The organism is Allolucifera butyrica, from assembly GCF_900476375.1.
GTDB lineage: Bacteria > Bacillota > Negativicutes > Sporomusales > UPPP01 > Lucifera > Lucifera butyrica.
The window spans coordinates 234,933-248,866 of record NZ_UPPP01000072.1; the positions used below are offsets into that span (position 1 = coordinate 234,933).

Annotated in this window: 16 protein-coding genes; 2 read left to right on the forward strand and 14 right to left on the reverse strand. The window is 46.6% G+C overall.

Going from position 1 to position 13,934, the window contains the following annotated elements; genetic code table 11:
- Nucleotides 1-274: 274 nt before the first annotated feature.
- Entirely contained in the window at nucleotides 275-1,237 is a 963-nt protein-coding gene (locus LUCIF_RS12650; RefSeq protein ID WP_122628253.1) for a TDT family transporter, read from the reverse strand.
- Between the two features lie 10 nt (nucleotides 1,238-1,247).
- Entirely contained in the window at nucleotides 1,248-1,715 is a 468-nt protein-coding gene (locus tag LUCIF_RS12655) for a C-GCAxxG-C-C family (seleno)protein (protein WP_122628254.1), read from the reverse strand.
- Nucleotides 1,716-2,255: 540 nt separating this feature from the next.
- Here LUCIF_RS12655 and LUCIF_RS12660 point away from each other — a divergent pair.
- Both LUCIF_RS12660 and LUCIF_RS12665 read left to right on the forward strand, forming a co-directional pair.
- Nucleotides 2,256-3,650, forward strand: a complete 1,395-nt coding sequence (locus tag LUCIF_RS12660; RefSeq protein ID WP_122628255.1) for an MFS transporter — start codon at nucleotides 2,256-2,258, stop codon at nucleotides 3,648-3,650.
- Nucleotides 3,651-3,812: 162 nt separating this feature from the next.
- The gene (locus tag LUCIF_RS12665; protein ID WP_122628256.1) at nucleotides 3,813-4,892 is read left to right on the forward strand and encodes a Gfo/Idh/MocA family protein; all 1,080 of its coding nucleotides are present in this window, start codon (nucleotides 3,813-3,815) and stop codon (nucleotides 4,890-4,892) included.
- 103 nt (nucleotides 4,893-4,995) lie between these two features.
- Here LUCIF_RS12665 and LUCIF_RS12670 read toward each other — a convergent pair whose 3' ends face one another.
- From LUCIF_RS12670 to LUCIF_RS27315, 12 genes are all read right to left on the reverse strand, one after another.
- On the reverse strand, nucleotides 4,996-5,496 hold the full coding sequence (locus tag LUCIF_RS12670; RefSeq protein WP_122628257.1) for an ATP-binding protein: 501 nt from the start codon (nucleotides 5,494-5,496) through the stop codon (nucleotides 4,996-4,998).
- Complete coding sequence (locus LUCIF_RS12675) at nucleotides 5,493-5,981, reverse strand: HIT family protein (RefSeq protein ID WP_122628258.1); 489 nt, start codon at nucleotides 5,979-5,981, stop codon at nucleotides 5,493-5,495. Before LUCIF_RS12675 ends, LUCIF_RS12670 begins: the two co-directional genes overlap by 4 nt.
- A gap of 70 nt (nucleotides 5,982-6,051) precedes the next feature.
- On the reverse strand, nucleotides 6,052-6,597 hold the full coding sequence (gene lepB / locus LUCIF_RS12680; protein ID WP_122628259.1) for a signal peptidase I: 546 nt from the start codon (nucleotides 6,595-6,597) through the stop codon (nucleotides 6,052-6,054).
- A gap of 27 nt (nucleotides 6,598-6,624) precedes the next feature.
- On the reverse strand, nucleotides 6,625-7,101 hold the full coding sequence (locus LUCIF_RS12685) for a YbaK/EbsC family protein (protein ID WP_122628260.1): 477 nt from the start codon (nucleotides 7,099-7,101) through the stop codon (nucleotides 6,625-6,627).
- Between the two features lie 333 nt (nucleotides 7,102-7,434).
- Complete coding sequence (locus LUCIF_RS12690) at nucleotides 7,435-7,728, reverse strand: hypothetical protein (RefSeq protein ID WP_122628261.1); 294 nt, start codon at nucleotides 7,726-7,728, stop codon at nucleotides 7,435-7,437.
- A 4-nt stretch (nucleotides 7,729-7,732) separates the two neighbouring features.
- Nucleotides 7,733-8,563, reverse strand: a complete 831-nt coding sequence (locus LUCIF_RS12695; RefSeq protein ID WP_122628262.1) for a hypothetical protein — start codon at nucleotides 8,561-8,563, stop codon at nucleotides 7,733-7,735.
- Between the two features lie 372 nt (nucleotides 8,564-8,935).
- A complete protein-coding gene (locus tag LUCIF_RS12700) occupies nucleotides 8,936-9,937 on the reverse strand; it encodes an alcohol dehydrogenase (protein WP_207857595.1) in 1,002 nt (333 codons plus the stop codon).
- Nucleotides 9,938-10,036: 99 nt separating this feature from the next.
- Nucleotides 10,037-11,062 carry an aldo/keto reductase gene (locus LUCIF_RS12705; protein WP_122628264.1) on the reverse strand — a complete coding sequence of 342 codons (1,026 nt, stop codon included), beginning with the start codon at nucleotides 11,060-11,062 and terminating at the stop codon, nucleotides 10,037-10,039.
- A 179-nt stretch (nucleotides 11,063-11,241) separates the two neighbouring features.
- Nucleotides 11,242-11,751 (reverse strand): chromate transporter, encoded by a 510-nt coding sequence (locus LUCIF_RS12710; RefSeq protein ID WP_207857598.1) that lies wholly within the window; start codon nucleotides 11,749-11,751, stop codon nucleotides 11,242-11,244.
- A complete protein-coding gene (locus LUCIF_RS12715) occupies nucleotides 11,752-12,387 on the reverse strand; it encodes a chromate transporter (RefSeq protein ID WP_122628265.1) in 636 nt (211 codons plus the stop codon).
- A 316-nt stretch (nucleotides 12,388-12,703) separates the two neighbouring features.
- Nucleotides 12,704-13,528, reverse strand: a complete 825-nt coding sequence (locus LUCIF_RS12720; RefSeq protein WP_122628266.1) for an EFR1 family ferrodoxin — start codon at nucleotides 13,526-13,528, stop codon at nucleotides 12,704-12,706.
- A 144-nt stretch (nucleotides 13,529-13,672) separates the two neighbouring features.
- Complete coding sequence (locus LUCIF_RS27315) at nucleotides 13,673-13,918, reverse strand: group II intron maturase-specific domain-containing protein (RefSeq protein WP_122627561.1); 246 nt, start codon at nucleotides 13,916-13,918, stop codon at nucleotides 13,673-13,675.
- Nucleotides 13,919-13,934 lie beyond the last annotated feature (16 nt).

Here is a 13,934-nt window from a genome sequence, read left to right on the forward strand (position 1 = left end):
ACATTATCCGGATTATGGAGCTCACAATCGCTTCGGTCTTCCCCCTGTTTATTGTCATCCCAGGCAAGTTAATATTGCCTGAAAATAAAAACAGAGCTGCCCTAAGACAGGTTTGGACCTGTTTTTCGGACACCCCTTAAAACTCCCGGTATCAGGATATTCTTCCTTTACGCTTTCGCTACAATGTTAACGGTGAAGCCGGCAATCCGGGCGAATCTGTCTTATTGACAAACCGTCAAATTGCTTACTCTTTCTTAATCACTTCACCGCTGTTTTAACTCAAAATTTTCATTTTAGATACTTCAGTACCGTCCCTTGGTATCAGTAAAAAGAAGAGAAATCGAATATACCGGAGCAAAACATAAATAACAATCATGCCGGCAAAAACCTCTTCAAAACCAGCCACATCTTTTAAGGCCGGAACGGTCTGGTTTGTTTTGAATAAAAAGCCGTCTGCCGCTTTCATCGCCGCAGCACTGATTACAAAGGGAAAGGTAAAAGCCGAATAACTTGGATAAAACTTCAGTCTTAACATCTTAGGCATATATAGAAGAACAACGAAAAACATCATTAAAGATAAAATGATTAACAGCCAAAGGAGGGTCATGTCTTTTTGCGGAAAAGAATTTAGGTATCCCGTCAGGCAAAGACTGGCAGGAGCGGCAAAAATAGCAATATTCGGCAGTACCGGTTCCGGAATTGCTTTGACTGCCAGCACCCGGTACATTACAACCGGCAGTAAAGCCAAATACGTTATAAAACCGAACCAAAAGATTCCTCTTCCCAGAGTCAACGCATTAAAAGCAGGTGCGGTTACACTGACCGTCACAATACCGACATAGACGATAAAATAGCTCGGAAACACATTCCGGATATTGAAATGGAAGATAAACCGGTTCGTAAAATATACTAGCAAAGCGCCATGAATGAAGATGCCGGCTAACCACATTCCATAAGCCAGCCTTGGCAAACCAGGGTTGATATATGCCGCCAGAATGATTATCGCCATGGAAAAAGTGGGAGCCACACTGGCAATCACCGGATTGCTGAAATCAGCCAAAATTGCCGGCATATTGAAGACAATTTTTATGATAAACAGTAACAGAATGATGCCTGCCAACGAACCAAAGATCATTTTGTAACTGCTGCCATAGACGGCAACTAAATTACCTTCCGCTGCCAGAGCCAGCATCAATCCGGCCAACGGAACGGGAAGTTTATGGATAAATTCCTTCATAGTATCTCCGTTATTCTTCATCAATATTTTTTAAACCAAGTTCTCTTACGATGATCCGGGCTGTTTCTGCCGCTATTTCGCCGGTAAAAGAGATGCACTGGTTTTTATGTTCCCCCGAAGCCATGTCAAATCCTTGGGTATGAACATGACAGCAAAGGCAGCCGTGTTTTTTTCGAAAGCTGCCCTGCAATTCGTTGGCTAAGGCTAAGGTATGCTGAACTTTCTGGTCCCCCCGTTTTGTCCGGCCAAAAAAGTAGCCGATGCACAGGACACCGCCGGATACCGCGCCGCATACACATTTTGATTTGCCAATGCCAACCGGAAAACCGGAAGCCATTGCAATCATTTCATCAGGCATATCAATGGCAAAGTTGTCCTTAATGGAACTAACAATGGCCTCAGAACAATAAAAATCACCGCTTCTAAAAGAGTTCTCAGCATCACTTTTTATTTTTTGAATACTGACTTCCTGTTTCAAATCAATTCTCCCTCACTTAAAATATTGTCAACAGTCATTATAGATTATATATATAAGGGATTCCCTTGTCCAGGAGAAAGCCATTATGCTTTAAATATAATAAAAACAAAAGCGGCAATTCATCCGCCATCTGAAGGGATGGGAGACTTCCTGCCGCTCAGGTTAAACTATTACCACATCGGAGAGTTGCAGTTATTGTCAAAGCAAGCGAAGAACAGCAGCCAAACAACGATAAAAATAATTGTCCAAATGCCGCTGTCCCAACCGGGGCCAACCTCGCTGAACCCCCCACAGCCACCGTAACCACCGTAGCCCCCGTAACCCACAATACCTCCTCCTCTGGCAAGAACTTTATGCATCTTATGATAGAAAGAAGCGGACGGTGACCCCTTTTCACAGTTCGCAGACTAGAATTCCCGGCAAATGTTCAATATAAAAACAGGAATTAATGAAGAAAAAATCCGGAACCTTTGCCGCAGTGTTTAATATAATATAGGGTGTTAGCCCCCGGTAATAACAACTTATACAAAGAGGTATCTTATGTTACATTTAATTAATTGGACTAAGCATCCGGTTATCCGCAAATGGCTGATTCACTCCACTACGGTTCTCGGCGTATTTATGTCTACTCTCGATGCGAGTATCGTTAACATTGCCATGCCGGAAATCACAACCTATTTCCATACAACGCTCAATAACGTAGAATGGGTCGTGATGATCTATTTGCTGCTTATTAGCAGTCTGCTGTTGACTTATGGCCGGATTGGCGATATGTATGGTCACCGCCCTGTCTTTATTAGTGGATTTGCTATTTTTACCATCGCTTCCTTATTCAATAGTTTAGCTCCCAATATCTGGCTCCTTATCGTCTCGCGAGCGCTGCAGGCTCTGGGCGCCGGGGCTATCTTAGCCGTCGTCCAGGCGATTATCGCCGATACCTTTTCCCCGGCGGAAAGAGGGAAAGCCATTGGCCTAAATGCTATGTTTGTTTCCCTCGGTCTTGCTACGGGACCGTCACTGGGCGGCTTTTTAGTCCAAAGTTTTGGCTGGCAGTCCATTTTTACGATTAACATTCCTATCGGTATTCTCGGTACTTTTTGGGCTTGGATCGTACTGCCGAAAAAAGACGGGCAACCGCAAAAATTTGATTTTGGCGGTGCAACTACTGCTTTTATCAGTCTTAGCACGTTTTTACTGGCCCTAAGCCACGGACAAGTCTGGGGCTGGAACTCATCCCTGGTTATGGCTTTGTTCTTCGCGACCCTAGTCACCTTATCAATTTTTACTTATATCGAAATCAGGTGCCCTTACCCCATGTTTCATTTTACTCTTTTCCGCAACCGGGTATTTTTAGCCAGTAATCTGGCCGCCATGATCAATTATCTAACCCAATATACGGTAACCTTTCTCATGCCTTTTTATCTGGTTAATTTTTTGACAATGCCGGAAAAAGCAGCCGGATATCTGATGAGCGCCTTTCCCCTGACTATGATGTTAGTCTCCCCGGTAGCCGGAAGCCTGTCGGACCGTTTCGGCTCACGGTTCTTAACGTCTGCCGGCATGGGAATCATCTGTGCCGGCATCCTTCTGCTCAGTCACACAGAAAACTTTCATTATTGGCTGACGATTGCCGGGTTAGCTTTTGTCGGCATCGGTACCGGCCTGTTCCTTGCTCCCAACAATAACGCCATTATGGGAAGCGCGCCCAAAAATCAATTGGGAGTGGCCTCCGGAATGTTAGCCTTAATGCGGAATGTCGGTCAGGTAATGGGCGTTGCTGTCAGCGGCGCTATTTTCAGTACACAGTTGGCCAGATATTCCCATTGGGCCGGCAAAGCAAGCTTCCCCCTCGCTTTGCACGATACCTATCTCGCAGCGGCCGTGATTGGAGCGATTGGCGCTATTGTCTGCTGGTTGCGCGGTGGCCAAAAGTAAGGGGGGAAAATACAAATAAATTTTGAAAAATTAATTTTATGGAAATACGGCTTGAATTAACAGGAATGCCTGGCGGCCATGTCGAAGAAGGACCCTGCTTAACGGAGAAAAAACAATCTATCTTGTTAAATTTTTTTAATTATTTTGAGACGAGGTGTCCTTATGAGTAAAGTAAAGTTTGCGATCGTTGGCTCCGGGGCGATTGTACCGGTACATGCCCAGGCAATCTTAGGCGTCCCCGAAGCTGCTTTGACCGCTGTCTGGGGACGTTCGGCCGCTAGGGTGCAGGAAACGGCCGGCCAATATCATTGCGATGGCTATACAGACTATCGGGAGATGCTGAAAAAAGCCGACATTGACGCCGTATCGATATGCACCCCCAATGGGACGCACGCCGATTTGGGAATCCAGGCCGCACTGGCCGGCAAGCATGTCGTCATTGAAAAGCCGATTGATATTGACCTGGAAAAAGCGGACGCTCTGATTAAAACCTGTCAAGCCCAGGGAGTGACCCTGAGCATTATATTTCAAAGACGCTACAGTGAGGGAGTTATGGCCTTAAAACAGCTGCTGGATGAGAAAAAGCTGGGAAAATTGCTTTTCGGCGGCTGCTATATCAAGCTGTACCGCAGCCAGGACTACTACGACAGCGCCGCCTGGCGCGGAACCTGGGACCTGGATGGCGGCGGCGTCCTAATGAACCAGGGCATCCACTATATCGACATGCTGCAATATCTGGCCGGCCCGGTTGCAGAAGTGTCCGGTTATTGTGGCAATTTGGGCCATACCGGTCTGAAGGTGGAAGATACCGCTTCTGCCAGTATCACCTTTCAGTCGGGTGCACTGGGAGTAATCGAAGGAACTACCTGCGCCTATCCCGGCCTGGTATCACGGGTTGACATTTACGGCACCGAGGGCAGTGCCGTAATTGAGAATGACGTACTTACGTTTGTGGAATTAAAATCCGGTTATAAGTATGCTGCCGGAAGCAGCACCGAAAACGCAGGCGTAAGCAATCCCGGTATCGATTTTGAATACCACCGGCGCCAATTCCAGGATATCGTTACAGCGATAAGAACCCGTACCGTACCGGCTGTTGACGGACCAAAAGGACGCAAGGCTTTGGAAATCATCCTGGCAATTTATAAATCGGCCTTTACAAGCCAGCGCGTTACCCTGCCGCTGTCCGACAGCCTGTTTCTACAGGAGCTGGCTAAAGCAGGCGGCTTTACCTCGAAATAAGAAAAAACCGCTAACGCGGTTTTTCGGTAATTGGAAAGTGGTAATTGGATTTTTGAAAAGGAAACAACCACCTATTGAAAAACCGCGTCAGCGGTTTTTCTTATTATTTTATAATCGCACAAATTTCTTTTGCCGCTTGTTCGGCAGTTATTGTACTCACATCCACCTTGAGCGTATCCATTGTATTATATAATGCGAGCCGCTGGCTGCTGCGGCCGACAATATCCGGCTCTCTCAGCCCCCGTTCCACATCTTGCTGCAATCTGTTTTTAAGCGCACTCTCCGAACAAGTCAAGGAGATTTTATAGGTTTCAAAATCGAAGACCTTTAATGGTTCTAAAATCTGTTTAAAAATAACCTCCTGATGGATTACCCAGCAAAAAATAATATACTCATACCCGGAATTCTGAAGATATGACTTTAGCAAATAGGTTATGTTGCCAATGACCATCGCTTTATTCTCTTCTGAAACCACGAACGGATTCATATTCCAGCACCAGTCTCCATCCAGGTAAACACTGGGATGCAATTTTTCAAGCAGGCTACTGCAGACGGTACTTTTGCCAACCCCCATGGTTCCGTTCACTATAATCAGCTTTTTCATTCTGCACCTCCATCGGAAATACAGATTTGATTCCTTAAATCCTCCGCAGCCGCAAAAATCGTGGATGACAGCATTCCGGCAGGTGAAATCTTATGCTTAACTCTCATAAATGAAAATAGCTTGGCGCCGTCTATTTTGCCGTCCGTACGGATTGCTTCATCCGGTTCATTCAGCATCCACCGGTACCGGGGAAAAACATGAAAATGAAAATGGGTTGTTTCTTCTCCCAGGCTACAAATATAAATTTTTTCCACACCGGGTAATTGCTGCAAAATAGCGGCCGCTTGCTGAAGCGTAGTATGTATGACCGCCAGCTCCACACCGGTAAGGTCCTGGTATTGGGTTGTATGCCGGAGCGGCGATAAAATCAGGTATCCGGGAATATTAATATCCAGACAATGGTGGAGAATAACCCGGCGATCCTGATAAATTATCCCTCCCGGGGGATTGATTTCCGTGGAAATAATTTTACAGGTTAGGCACATAAAGTGGATTCCTCCCTCTGCCTGTCGTATCTAGTCATTACCTAAAGAAAAATATCATAAACCGGTCATCCTAAAGTTTAAGCTCCAGTTTTCCCAGGACATGGTCTAAGGGGATATTGCCAATCAGTCTGCTGTCAAGACTATGATTGCGATTATCTCCCATTACAAAGATACTGTTATCCGGCACGATAACTTTTCTATCCGCCACAGTCTTCATTGGCTCCAGGATGTAAGGTTCAGTCAGTTTTACGCCATTTCTAAAAACACGGCCATTTTTAAATTCCAGTGTATCTCCCGGTTTTCCTATCACTCTTTTAATAAAAATATAATCCGGCTGATGAATAAACTTAGCTACCGGTTCGGTCAGATCATCCTGTAAAGTCCGTTTCCGGTTAACCCGGCTGTCGATTACTACAATATCTCCGTAATCGGGTAATTGCTTCATACTATGAGATAACTTTGATACAATTAGATGCTCCCGGTCCTGCAGCGTCGGGTCCATAGAATGTCCTTCCACCACCATGTGCTGAACAACGAAAACATTGATAAATAAAGCAATCGCCAGGGAAATTGCCAAACTATATATCGATTCCCAAACAATTTTAATCCAGTTCATCCAAAAACCCCTTCCGGTAAAATTATCCTACTCCTGCCATTCTTTACAAACATCAACCCATTTCATGCCTTGCGCAAACTGATATAACTCGTCACAATTCAGTTCTATGGCGGAATTACTGCTGCCGCAGGCGGGAAAAACCGTTTTAAACCGTTTGACTGAAATATCGACATACGCCGTAACCGCTTCATTTTTAATGCCAAAAGGGCAGACTCCCCCTACGGCATGTCCGGTTAAGCCGAGCACTTCTTCCGGTGATAACATCTTCGCCTTAATGCCAAACTCGTCTTTGAACTTGCGGTTGTCCACTTTGGCATCGCCGGCGGTCACAACCAGGATGCAGCCTTGTTCATTTTTAAAAGAAAGCGTCTTGGCGATCCGTGCCGGAATTACATCCAGCGCCCGGGCCGCAAGTTCCACGGTTGCGCTCGATACGTTAAATTCCAAAATATCGTTTTCTCTGCCATATTCTTTGAAATACTCTTTCACTGCTTCAATTGCCATTTTTCCTTATCTCCTTCGGTTTCCAGCCCGTATATTGAGCCCCATTATGATTCCCCGGGGCTGCTAATGCGTTCCGGGGATGGAACCAGGTTAGGCGCCGGCAACAACTCTCGTGCTATCTTCCGGCAAATCCGACACCTGTTAACATTTTTATTTCCCATAAAAATACAAAAATCCTGCTACATTCACACATATTTTGTTGTCAGGAAGACAGCAGCCGGATCCTATAAAAAAAGAACCCCTTTTTAAAAGGATTCCTCTGCCAAAAAATAGTAAGTTCAAATAATTAAAAGATGTTCCTCATTTATAAAATCATAATAAATCCAGATTAACCTAATCGTCCAATATTTCCTTTACCAACCTGGTTATTCCCCAAATACCGGCTATAATCCCTGTACCGATGGCTAACGGAATTGCTGTAGCTGCAACGGTTGCCGTAACTGCGGCAGTGGCGGTAACAACGGATGCGGCGGCTGCCCCGGCTGCCACTTGGGCAACGCCGGTTTGAGGCAACGCAGGGTTGGCGCAGGACGGTTCCGTATCGCACAACAGCGGCTGGGTAGTTTGCGGCAAATCATTTTCTTTTAAACAGCTTCTGACTTCTTCTTCGGACATTAACGTCTCCATTCGGTTACCTACCTCCCAAAACTCGCTCCGCTATAAGATTATTATATACCTCATCAATATATATTATCATTGATTTTGCCAAAATGATCTCCATCCCGGCAGAAAAACAAAAATCTTCTTCCGATCCTAACGATAGAATTCCCAGAACCGGTTGATCCGGTCCACGGCACTTTTGAAAGCAGGGTACGGCAATCCAGTATTTATAATATTGGAAGATCAGTTTTTGAGGCGCCGTTAATTTATACTCCTCGGCTTTAAAATTTCTGGCCTTAATGACATCGCCTTTCCGGTAACACTGACTAATCACATTCTCACTGTTGCGCGGTTCAACCTGAACAAAGACCTCCGATTCTTTGACGCGCGTCAACTCCGGTCTGGAAACGAAAAATTTTTTACTTTGCTCCGTATTACTATGCCGCAGCCGTTTCCTTGTTCCCTTTTCCGGCAGATATACAACAAGATGTGCCCTTGCCAGCCAGTTAATCAAACCGCAAAATTCTTTTTCCGATACGCCGCCGGCTAAATTGGACCGACAAAATTCATCCACGACACAATTGGTAAAACGTTCCCGGATATAGCCTTTCAGATAGTTCTTCTGTCCAACCACCTTGGGATATTTTATTTTCACAATAAAAACGCTGAAACAGCTGTAAAGAACGGAGATAAAGGTTCCCAAGCCAAACATATAGTCCTTGGCCACCGTTACATTAATACCGGGCAGGAAACCGCTTTTTTGCAAGTAGTCAAATGTATTTGACCGGGATAAATATAAAAAAGCTGAAATAACCACCGGAATAAAAATCAGCTCCAGAAACAGAGCCACTTTATATTTCATGAGATGTTAAATATCCTCCTACTACAGTATATTATGTTTTATATAAAAAGGATGGGGCCTAACATTTATTTAATTTTACATTTATTGGTAAACTCCTGCTGCTATTAGAAAACCCGCTGACGCAGTCTTTTAGTCCGGGACAAAAAGCGTGAAAAAAGCGCAAGCTTAGTACTAAAATTAGTGCAGGCTTGCGCTTATTACTCCGTTTTATTCTAGTGTCTGCAAACCCTAATTCTATAGTGTTCTTACGAGATCTCTTCCGCCCTGCTTTGTTGTCGTCGGCTTACATATTCCCGATATGCACGCCGCCTCCGCCTCGCAGGACGAAAAACCTCTCGCAATTCATCCTATAGCTTTAGAGTTTACAGACCACTAGTTTCCCATTTTTAAAACCGACCGGAAATGTACTTTCGCTGTGATCATTTTTTGATATGCCTCTGCGGCCTGTTCCAGGGGAAATACGTCGACCACCGGCAACGCTTTAGTAACAACACTGAAACGGATGGCTTCCTCGATATTGCCGGAGGAAAATCCGGTGAGAGAAAGCCCATTGCGCAACAAACCCAGCGGAGAAACCGGAATCGGTTCGGCCGGAGCGGAAACAAAAATCAGCTGTCCATGGCGGGCGAGCCCGCTAATCAGGCCGGAAATCGCCTTACTATCCGGAGCGGTGGAAAGAATGACCTTCGCCCCGCCAAGCTTCCTCAGTTCCTGAGCCGCATCAACAGCACCGGCGTCAATATAAATATGCACGCCAAGCTGATACGCCAATGCTTCCTTCGCTTTGCCGCGAGACAGCGCAACCGTTTTAAAGCCAAGTTTGGCGGCATATTGCACGGCAAGATGGCCCAATCCGCCCAGTCCATGGATCGCTACCAGATCTCCGCCTTTGGCAATGCAGCTTTTCAATGCTCCGAAGGTAGTCCGTCCGGCGCAAAGCAGCGGCGCCCCTTCTACCGGCGAAAGCTCATCCGGTATAGCGACAAGCGCCTCGGCCCGAGCTACCATGTACTCGGCATAACCGCCGTCGGTCGAAATACCGGTGATCAGGGATTGTTCGCAGCCCCCGAAGTCTCCCCCGCGGCATGCCCCGCAGGTAAAGCAATGCCCGCCGTGCCAGCCGACACCGACCCGTTGGCCTGGCTGCCAGTTTTTGACCCGTGTCCCCGCCTTGTCGATGGTTCCGATTACCTCGTGGCCCGGAATCCGGGGGTATTGAATGCCAGGGAAATGGCCTTCCTTGACGATCGCATCCCCATGACACACCCCGCAGGCTTCCACCTTAATCAGGACCTCGTCTTCCCCCGGTTCGGGAATTGGCCGCTGAACCAATTCAAAATTGCCGCCCGGAGCACTAATTTGAACAGCCTTCATAAATCCCATAATCCCACGCCCTTTTCTTTAAGTATCTTTTCCGTGCATGGATTGGCCTAAGCTGGAATAAACGACTGTCATGCTCCTAAAACCGGTCCCCTATTTCTTCGTATGCGCCTCGTAAAACTCATAATACTTTTTCAGTTCCCGCTTCAGCAGGTTAGGAGTATCGAGCTCATAAGGGCAATTCTTTTTACAGTGGCCGCATCCCACACATTGATTGATTAAATCCATTTTGGCCCGGAAACTGTCTTTTAGGAACGGCTGGTAGGGCGCCCGGTTTAAAAGCAGGGATATTCTTGCCTGGGTAGGTATTTCGATACCGGCGGGACAGGGCATACAATAGCCGCAGCCGCGGCAAAAGTTTCCCGCCAACTCAGCCCGGTCCTTCTCAATATCCTGCCACATAGCTTCATCCAATACGGGTGGATTCTTTTCCAAAGATATAAATTCATCCAGTTCATGCATCTTCTGAATTCCCCAAATCGGCACCACATTATCGTATTGCCGCAAAAAGGCAAACGTAGTGGCCGCTTTGGTAATTAATCCGCCGGATAACGCTTTCATGGCGATAACACCAAGCCCCCGTTCCTTGCATACCTCGATCAGTTTTAAATCTTCCGCGGCGGATAGCGAACTGAGGGGAAATTGAATGGTATCGTACCGGCCTGATTCCGCCGCTGCGATTGCCGTTTTGATATTATGATTGGTTAAGCCAATAAAGCGGGCCATTCCTTTTGCTTTCGCTTCGACTAAACCCGCGTACGGGCTTTCAGGATCCTCCGGGTCGGGCAGTTCCTTGGGATTATGTAATTGCAGAATGTCCACATAGTCTGTTTTTAGCTTGCTCAGGCTGGTTGCCAAATCTTGCAACAGGGTTTTCCTGTCCCCGGCTTTACTTTTGGTCGCGATGATAATATGATTTCTTACACCGGCAAGGGCATAACCGATTTTTTCTTCACTGTCCGTGTACACCCGGGCAGTATCAAAAAAGTTTATGCCGCTGTCATAAGCCTTTCTGAGAATCGCTTGGGCTTCTTCCAAAGAAACCCGCTGGATGGGCAAGGCGCCAAAGCCGCTTCTGCTCACCATTAAATTCGTACGGCCTAATTTTATCTTTTCCATGCTGTAAAAAGCCCCCTTACTGAAACCCTAAGTTACTATGTAAAAAGTCCGGTGTGATTTCAGTTCTGCTTGCCAAAGGCACCTTCGAATTGAGATACACACTTATTTTTATCATACTCCTTAGAGTATGCTCTAAAGCAATATTTAAAATCGAATTACCCGCACTTTGCGAAAAACTTTCACCCCATAATCAAACCGGCTACTGCGGCAACTACTAATATAATATTGGCCGATACGCGCCGGGATACGGCAAGAGCGGCGCTGATAACGGCAATGGCCGCCATTTCCGCATTCACTCCGTTGCTGCGAAACATGCCGGCTAAAACCAGCACACTGAAACCGACTATGACAAGCACCACTCCGTCAAGCAATCCCTGGACCGCGGGGTGGCCGGCAATGCGCCCATGGTAGCGTTGAACAAGCAAAACGAACAGGGGAGGCAACAGCAGGGCAATACAGGCCAGGACCGCTCCCGGTACTCCGGCGACCAGATAACACAGGCTGACGATCCAAAGCCCGTTGGGTCCGGGAGTGACCTGGCCAATGGACAATGCCTCGGTAAATTGTTTCTCACCGGCCCATCCCCGGGCGATAAAATCGGCATGCAAACTGGGCAAAGGGCCAAAACCCCCGGTCGAAAACAAAATCGACTTAAATACAACTCCAAAAAACAAAATCCAGTTCATCATCTAATCCTCCTGAATCTTCCCGGCAACCTGCCAATAGAGAACTGCGCCGCAGAGACCGCCCAGAAGATATAATACTACGACCGGCGGATTTAAAAACAGGTAAAGCATTGCGCTGCCCAGCATAATGCCGATTGCAGCCAAAAACGGCAACGCTCCCCGTTTACGGTTCTTAATAAAGATCGGTCTGGCGTTGCGCCAGTTCGTGGCCAGGGCAATCCCGAATATGGCGGCAAACACGGCCCGCAAAGCCCCCTGGACTCTCGGCAATCCGCTGATATTGGCGTAGATGGCCGAAATCCCAACAGTGATGGCCGCACTCGGCAGAATCAGTCCGGCCAGGGAAACGATTATGCCCGCCCAACCGGCAAGCTGTTTACCGATCAGTATCGTATAAGCAATAATATTTATACCCGGTACAATTTGCGACATGGCTATGATATTGGCATACTCTTCGCCAGTAATCCAGTGGCGTTTATAAATAAAGTTTTCCTGAATCAAGTACTGAGTAATGGCGCCGCCGCCAAAGGACGTAAAGCCAATTCGCAGCCACGTGAGAAATAACCGGCTGAGCATAAGCGGTTCAGCCACGCCCGTTGTCCCGGAATTTCCTATTTTGTCTTTATTTTGTTCCGTCATCCAACTTTGCTCCTCATCTATTTTTAACTTCATCCCTTTCTTAGTTACTCTCCTATACTAGCATATTTTACGGATACATTGATTTTCTATTTTGAAGCAGGCGCAAAAAAATACCCTTTACCAAAGTAAAGGGCATGCAGAAGGAGCTGAGTGATTAAAATCTATAGAAACGCCCGGCATAATAACAGAATTGAAAATAAACCCCATTATTATGCCGAACGGATTCTTTTCCGGCTGACCATCCGGTTACCTTGTTTATTATAACCGCTAATTATGAAGAGAGTATGAAAGAACTATGAAGAAATTATGAAAAAAACTATCGCTTTGCAGGACTGTAATTGCCGTCCGGCCCCTTCCAGCGGAATTTCCCCTGCGTCTTGGCGCCGATTTGAATTGCTTCCGTCGGACATTGATTTATGCACCGCATGCACAAAAAACACCGGTCCGCAAAAATTACCTCCTCTTGAACAGCAATATTCCGGGACGGGCAGATCCGCTCACAAAGACGGCACTTAATACATTGTTCATCGGCCCGGAACTTCCGCTTCATCTTTTTCTCAACCAATTTGTAGATTAGGCTCATTAATCCCCCCATAATCCATCCGCTCCATTTTACCGGCGGCAGCTTAGCCTCCGCCCGTTTCCCGTTAGCTCCACCTAAATTGGCAACCACACCGGCAATCTCAGCAACGGCCTTTTTAATCATTGCCGCTTCATTGAAGTTAGTAGAACGTACTTTCATTACATATCGCGATTCTTTTCCCATAAAAACCAATCCGTCTGAACCGGGCATTTTTACTTCGGCAAAATGCAAGGGCACCATGCCTTTTCTAATTAATCTCCGGCCGATTTTCCGGAAAGCATTGGCGCTATAAAAACCCATAGTGGAAAATAGGATCGCCTTCTGAGTCCTGGGAAGGGTAAGTTCGTTAACGTAATCCTGTAAAAACAAAGGCATATCGCAAGCATAAACCGGATATCCCAGGATCAGAACATCAAACTTGTCCACCTTCGCGGGCGGAAACGTTTCTACTGCCGACAGCTGAACGTCATAATTTCCCCTGCAAAGTTCATCCCTTATTTTTTCCGCTATAAAACAGGTATTGCCGGTTCCGCTGAAATAGAGTATTAGTATTTTCATAGTACCCTTCCCCTCAATTGCCGCACTGTCGCCTTGCCGTTCGAGTCGGGTCGAGTAGAAACGCGCCTTGCGACGCGCAACCCTCACAGAACCGGACTTGCCCTATTAAGGCATCCGGCTCTTCATAGCAGCATTTACTTACGTCTAGCCATAGATATTTACATAGATTCTCGCGTTAACTAGCGGGAATCTCTCCTCGAGTTTTGCAAATCCTTCCCAAGTCAGGCTGTTCTTTTGGCTTCTACGATTGAGCACTTCAAGTATCTTGCGCCGTATGCGGTATCCAAACGCATGAATTCCGTTGCTGTTGTCGGTCACCCCATAGTAGCGGTAGTGCCCAGCCAGCTTGGCATTTATCTGCTTGATTAAGTCTCCTATCTCAGTGTGCATATTTTGATAGAGCCAT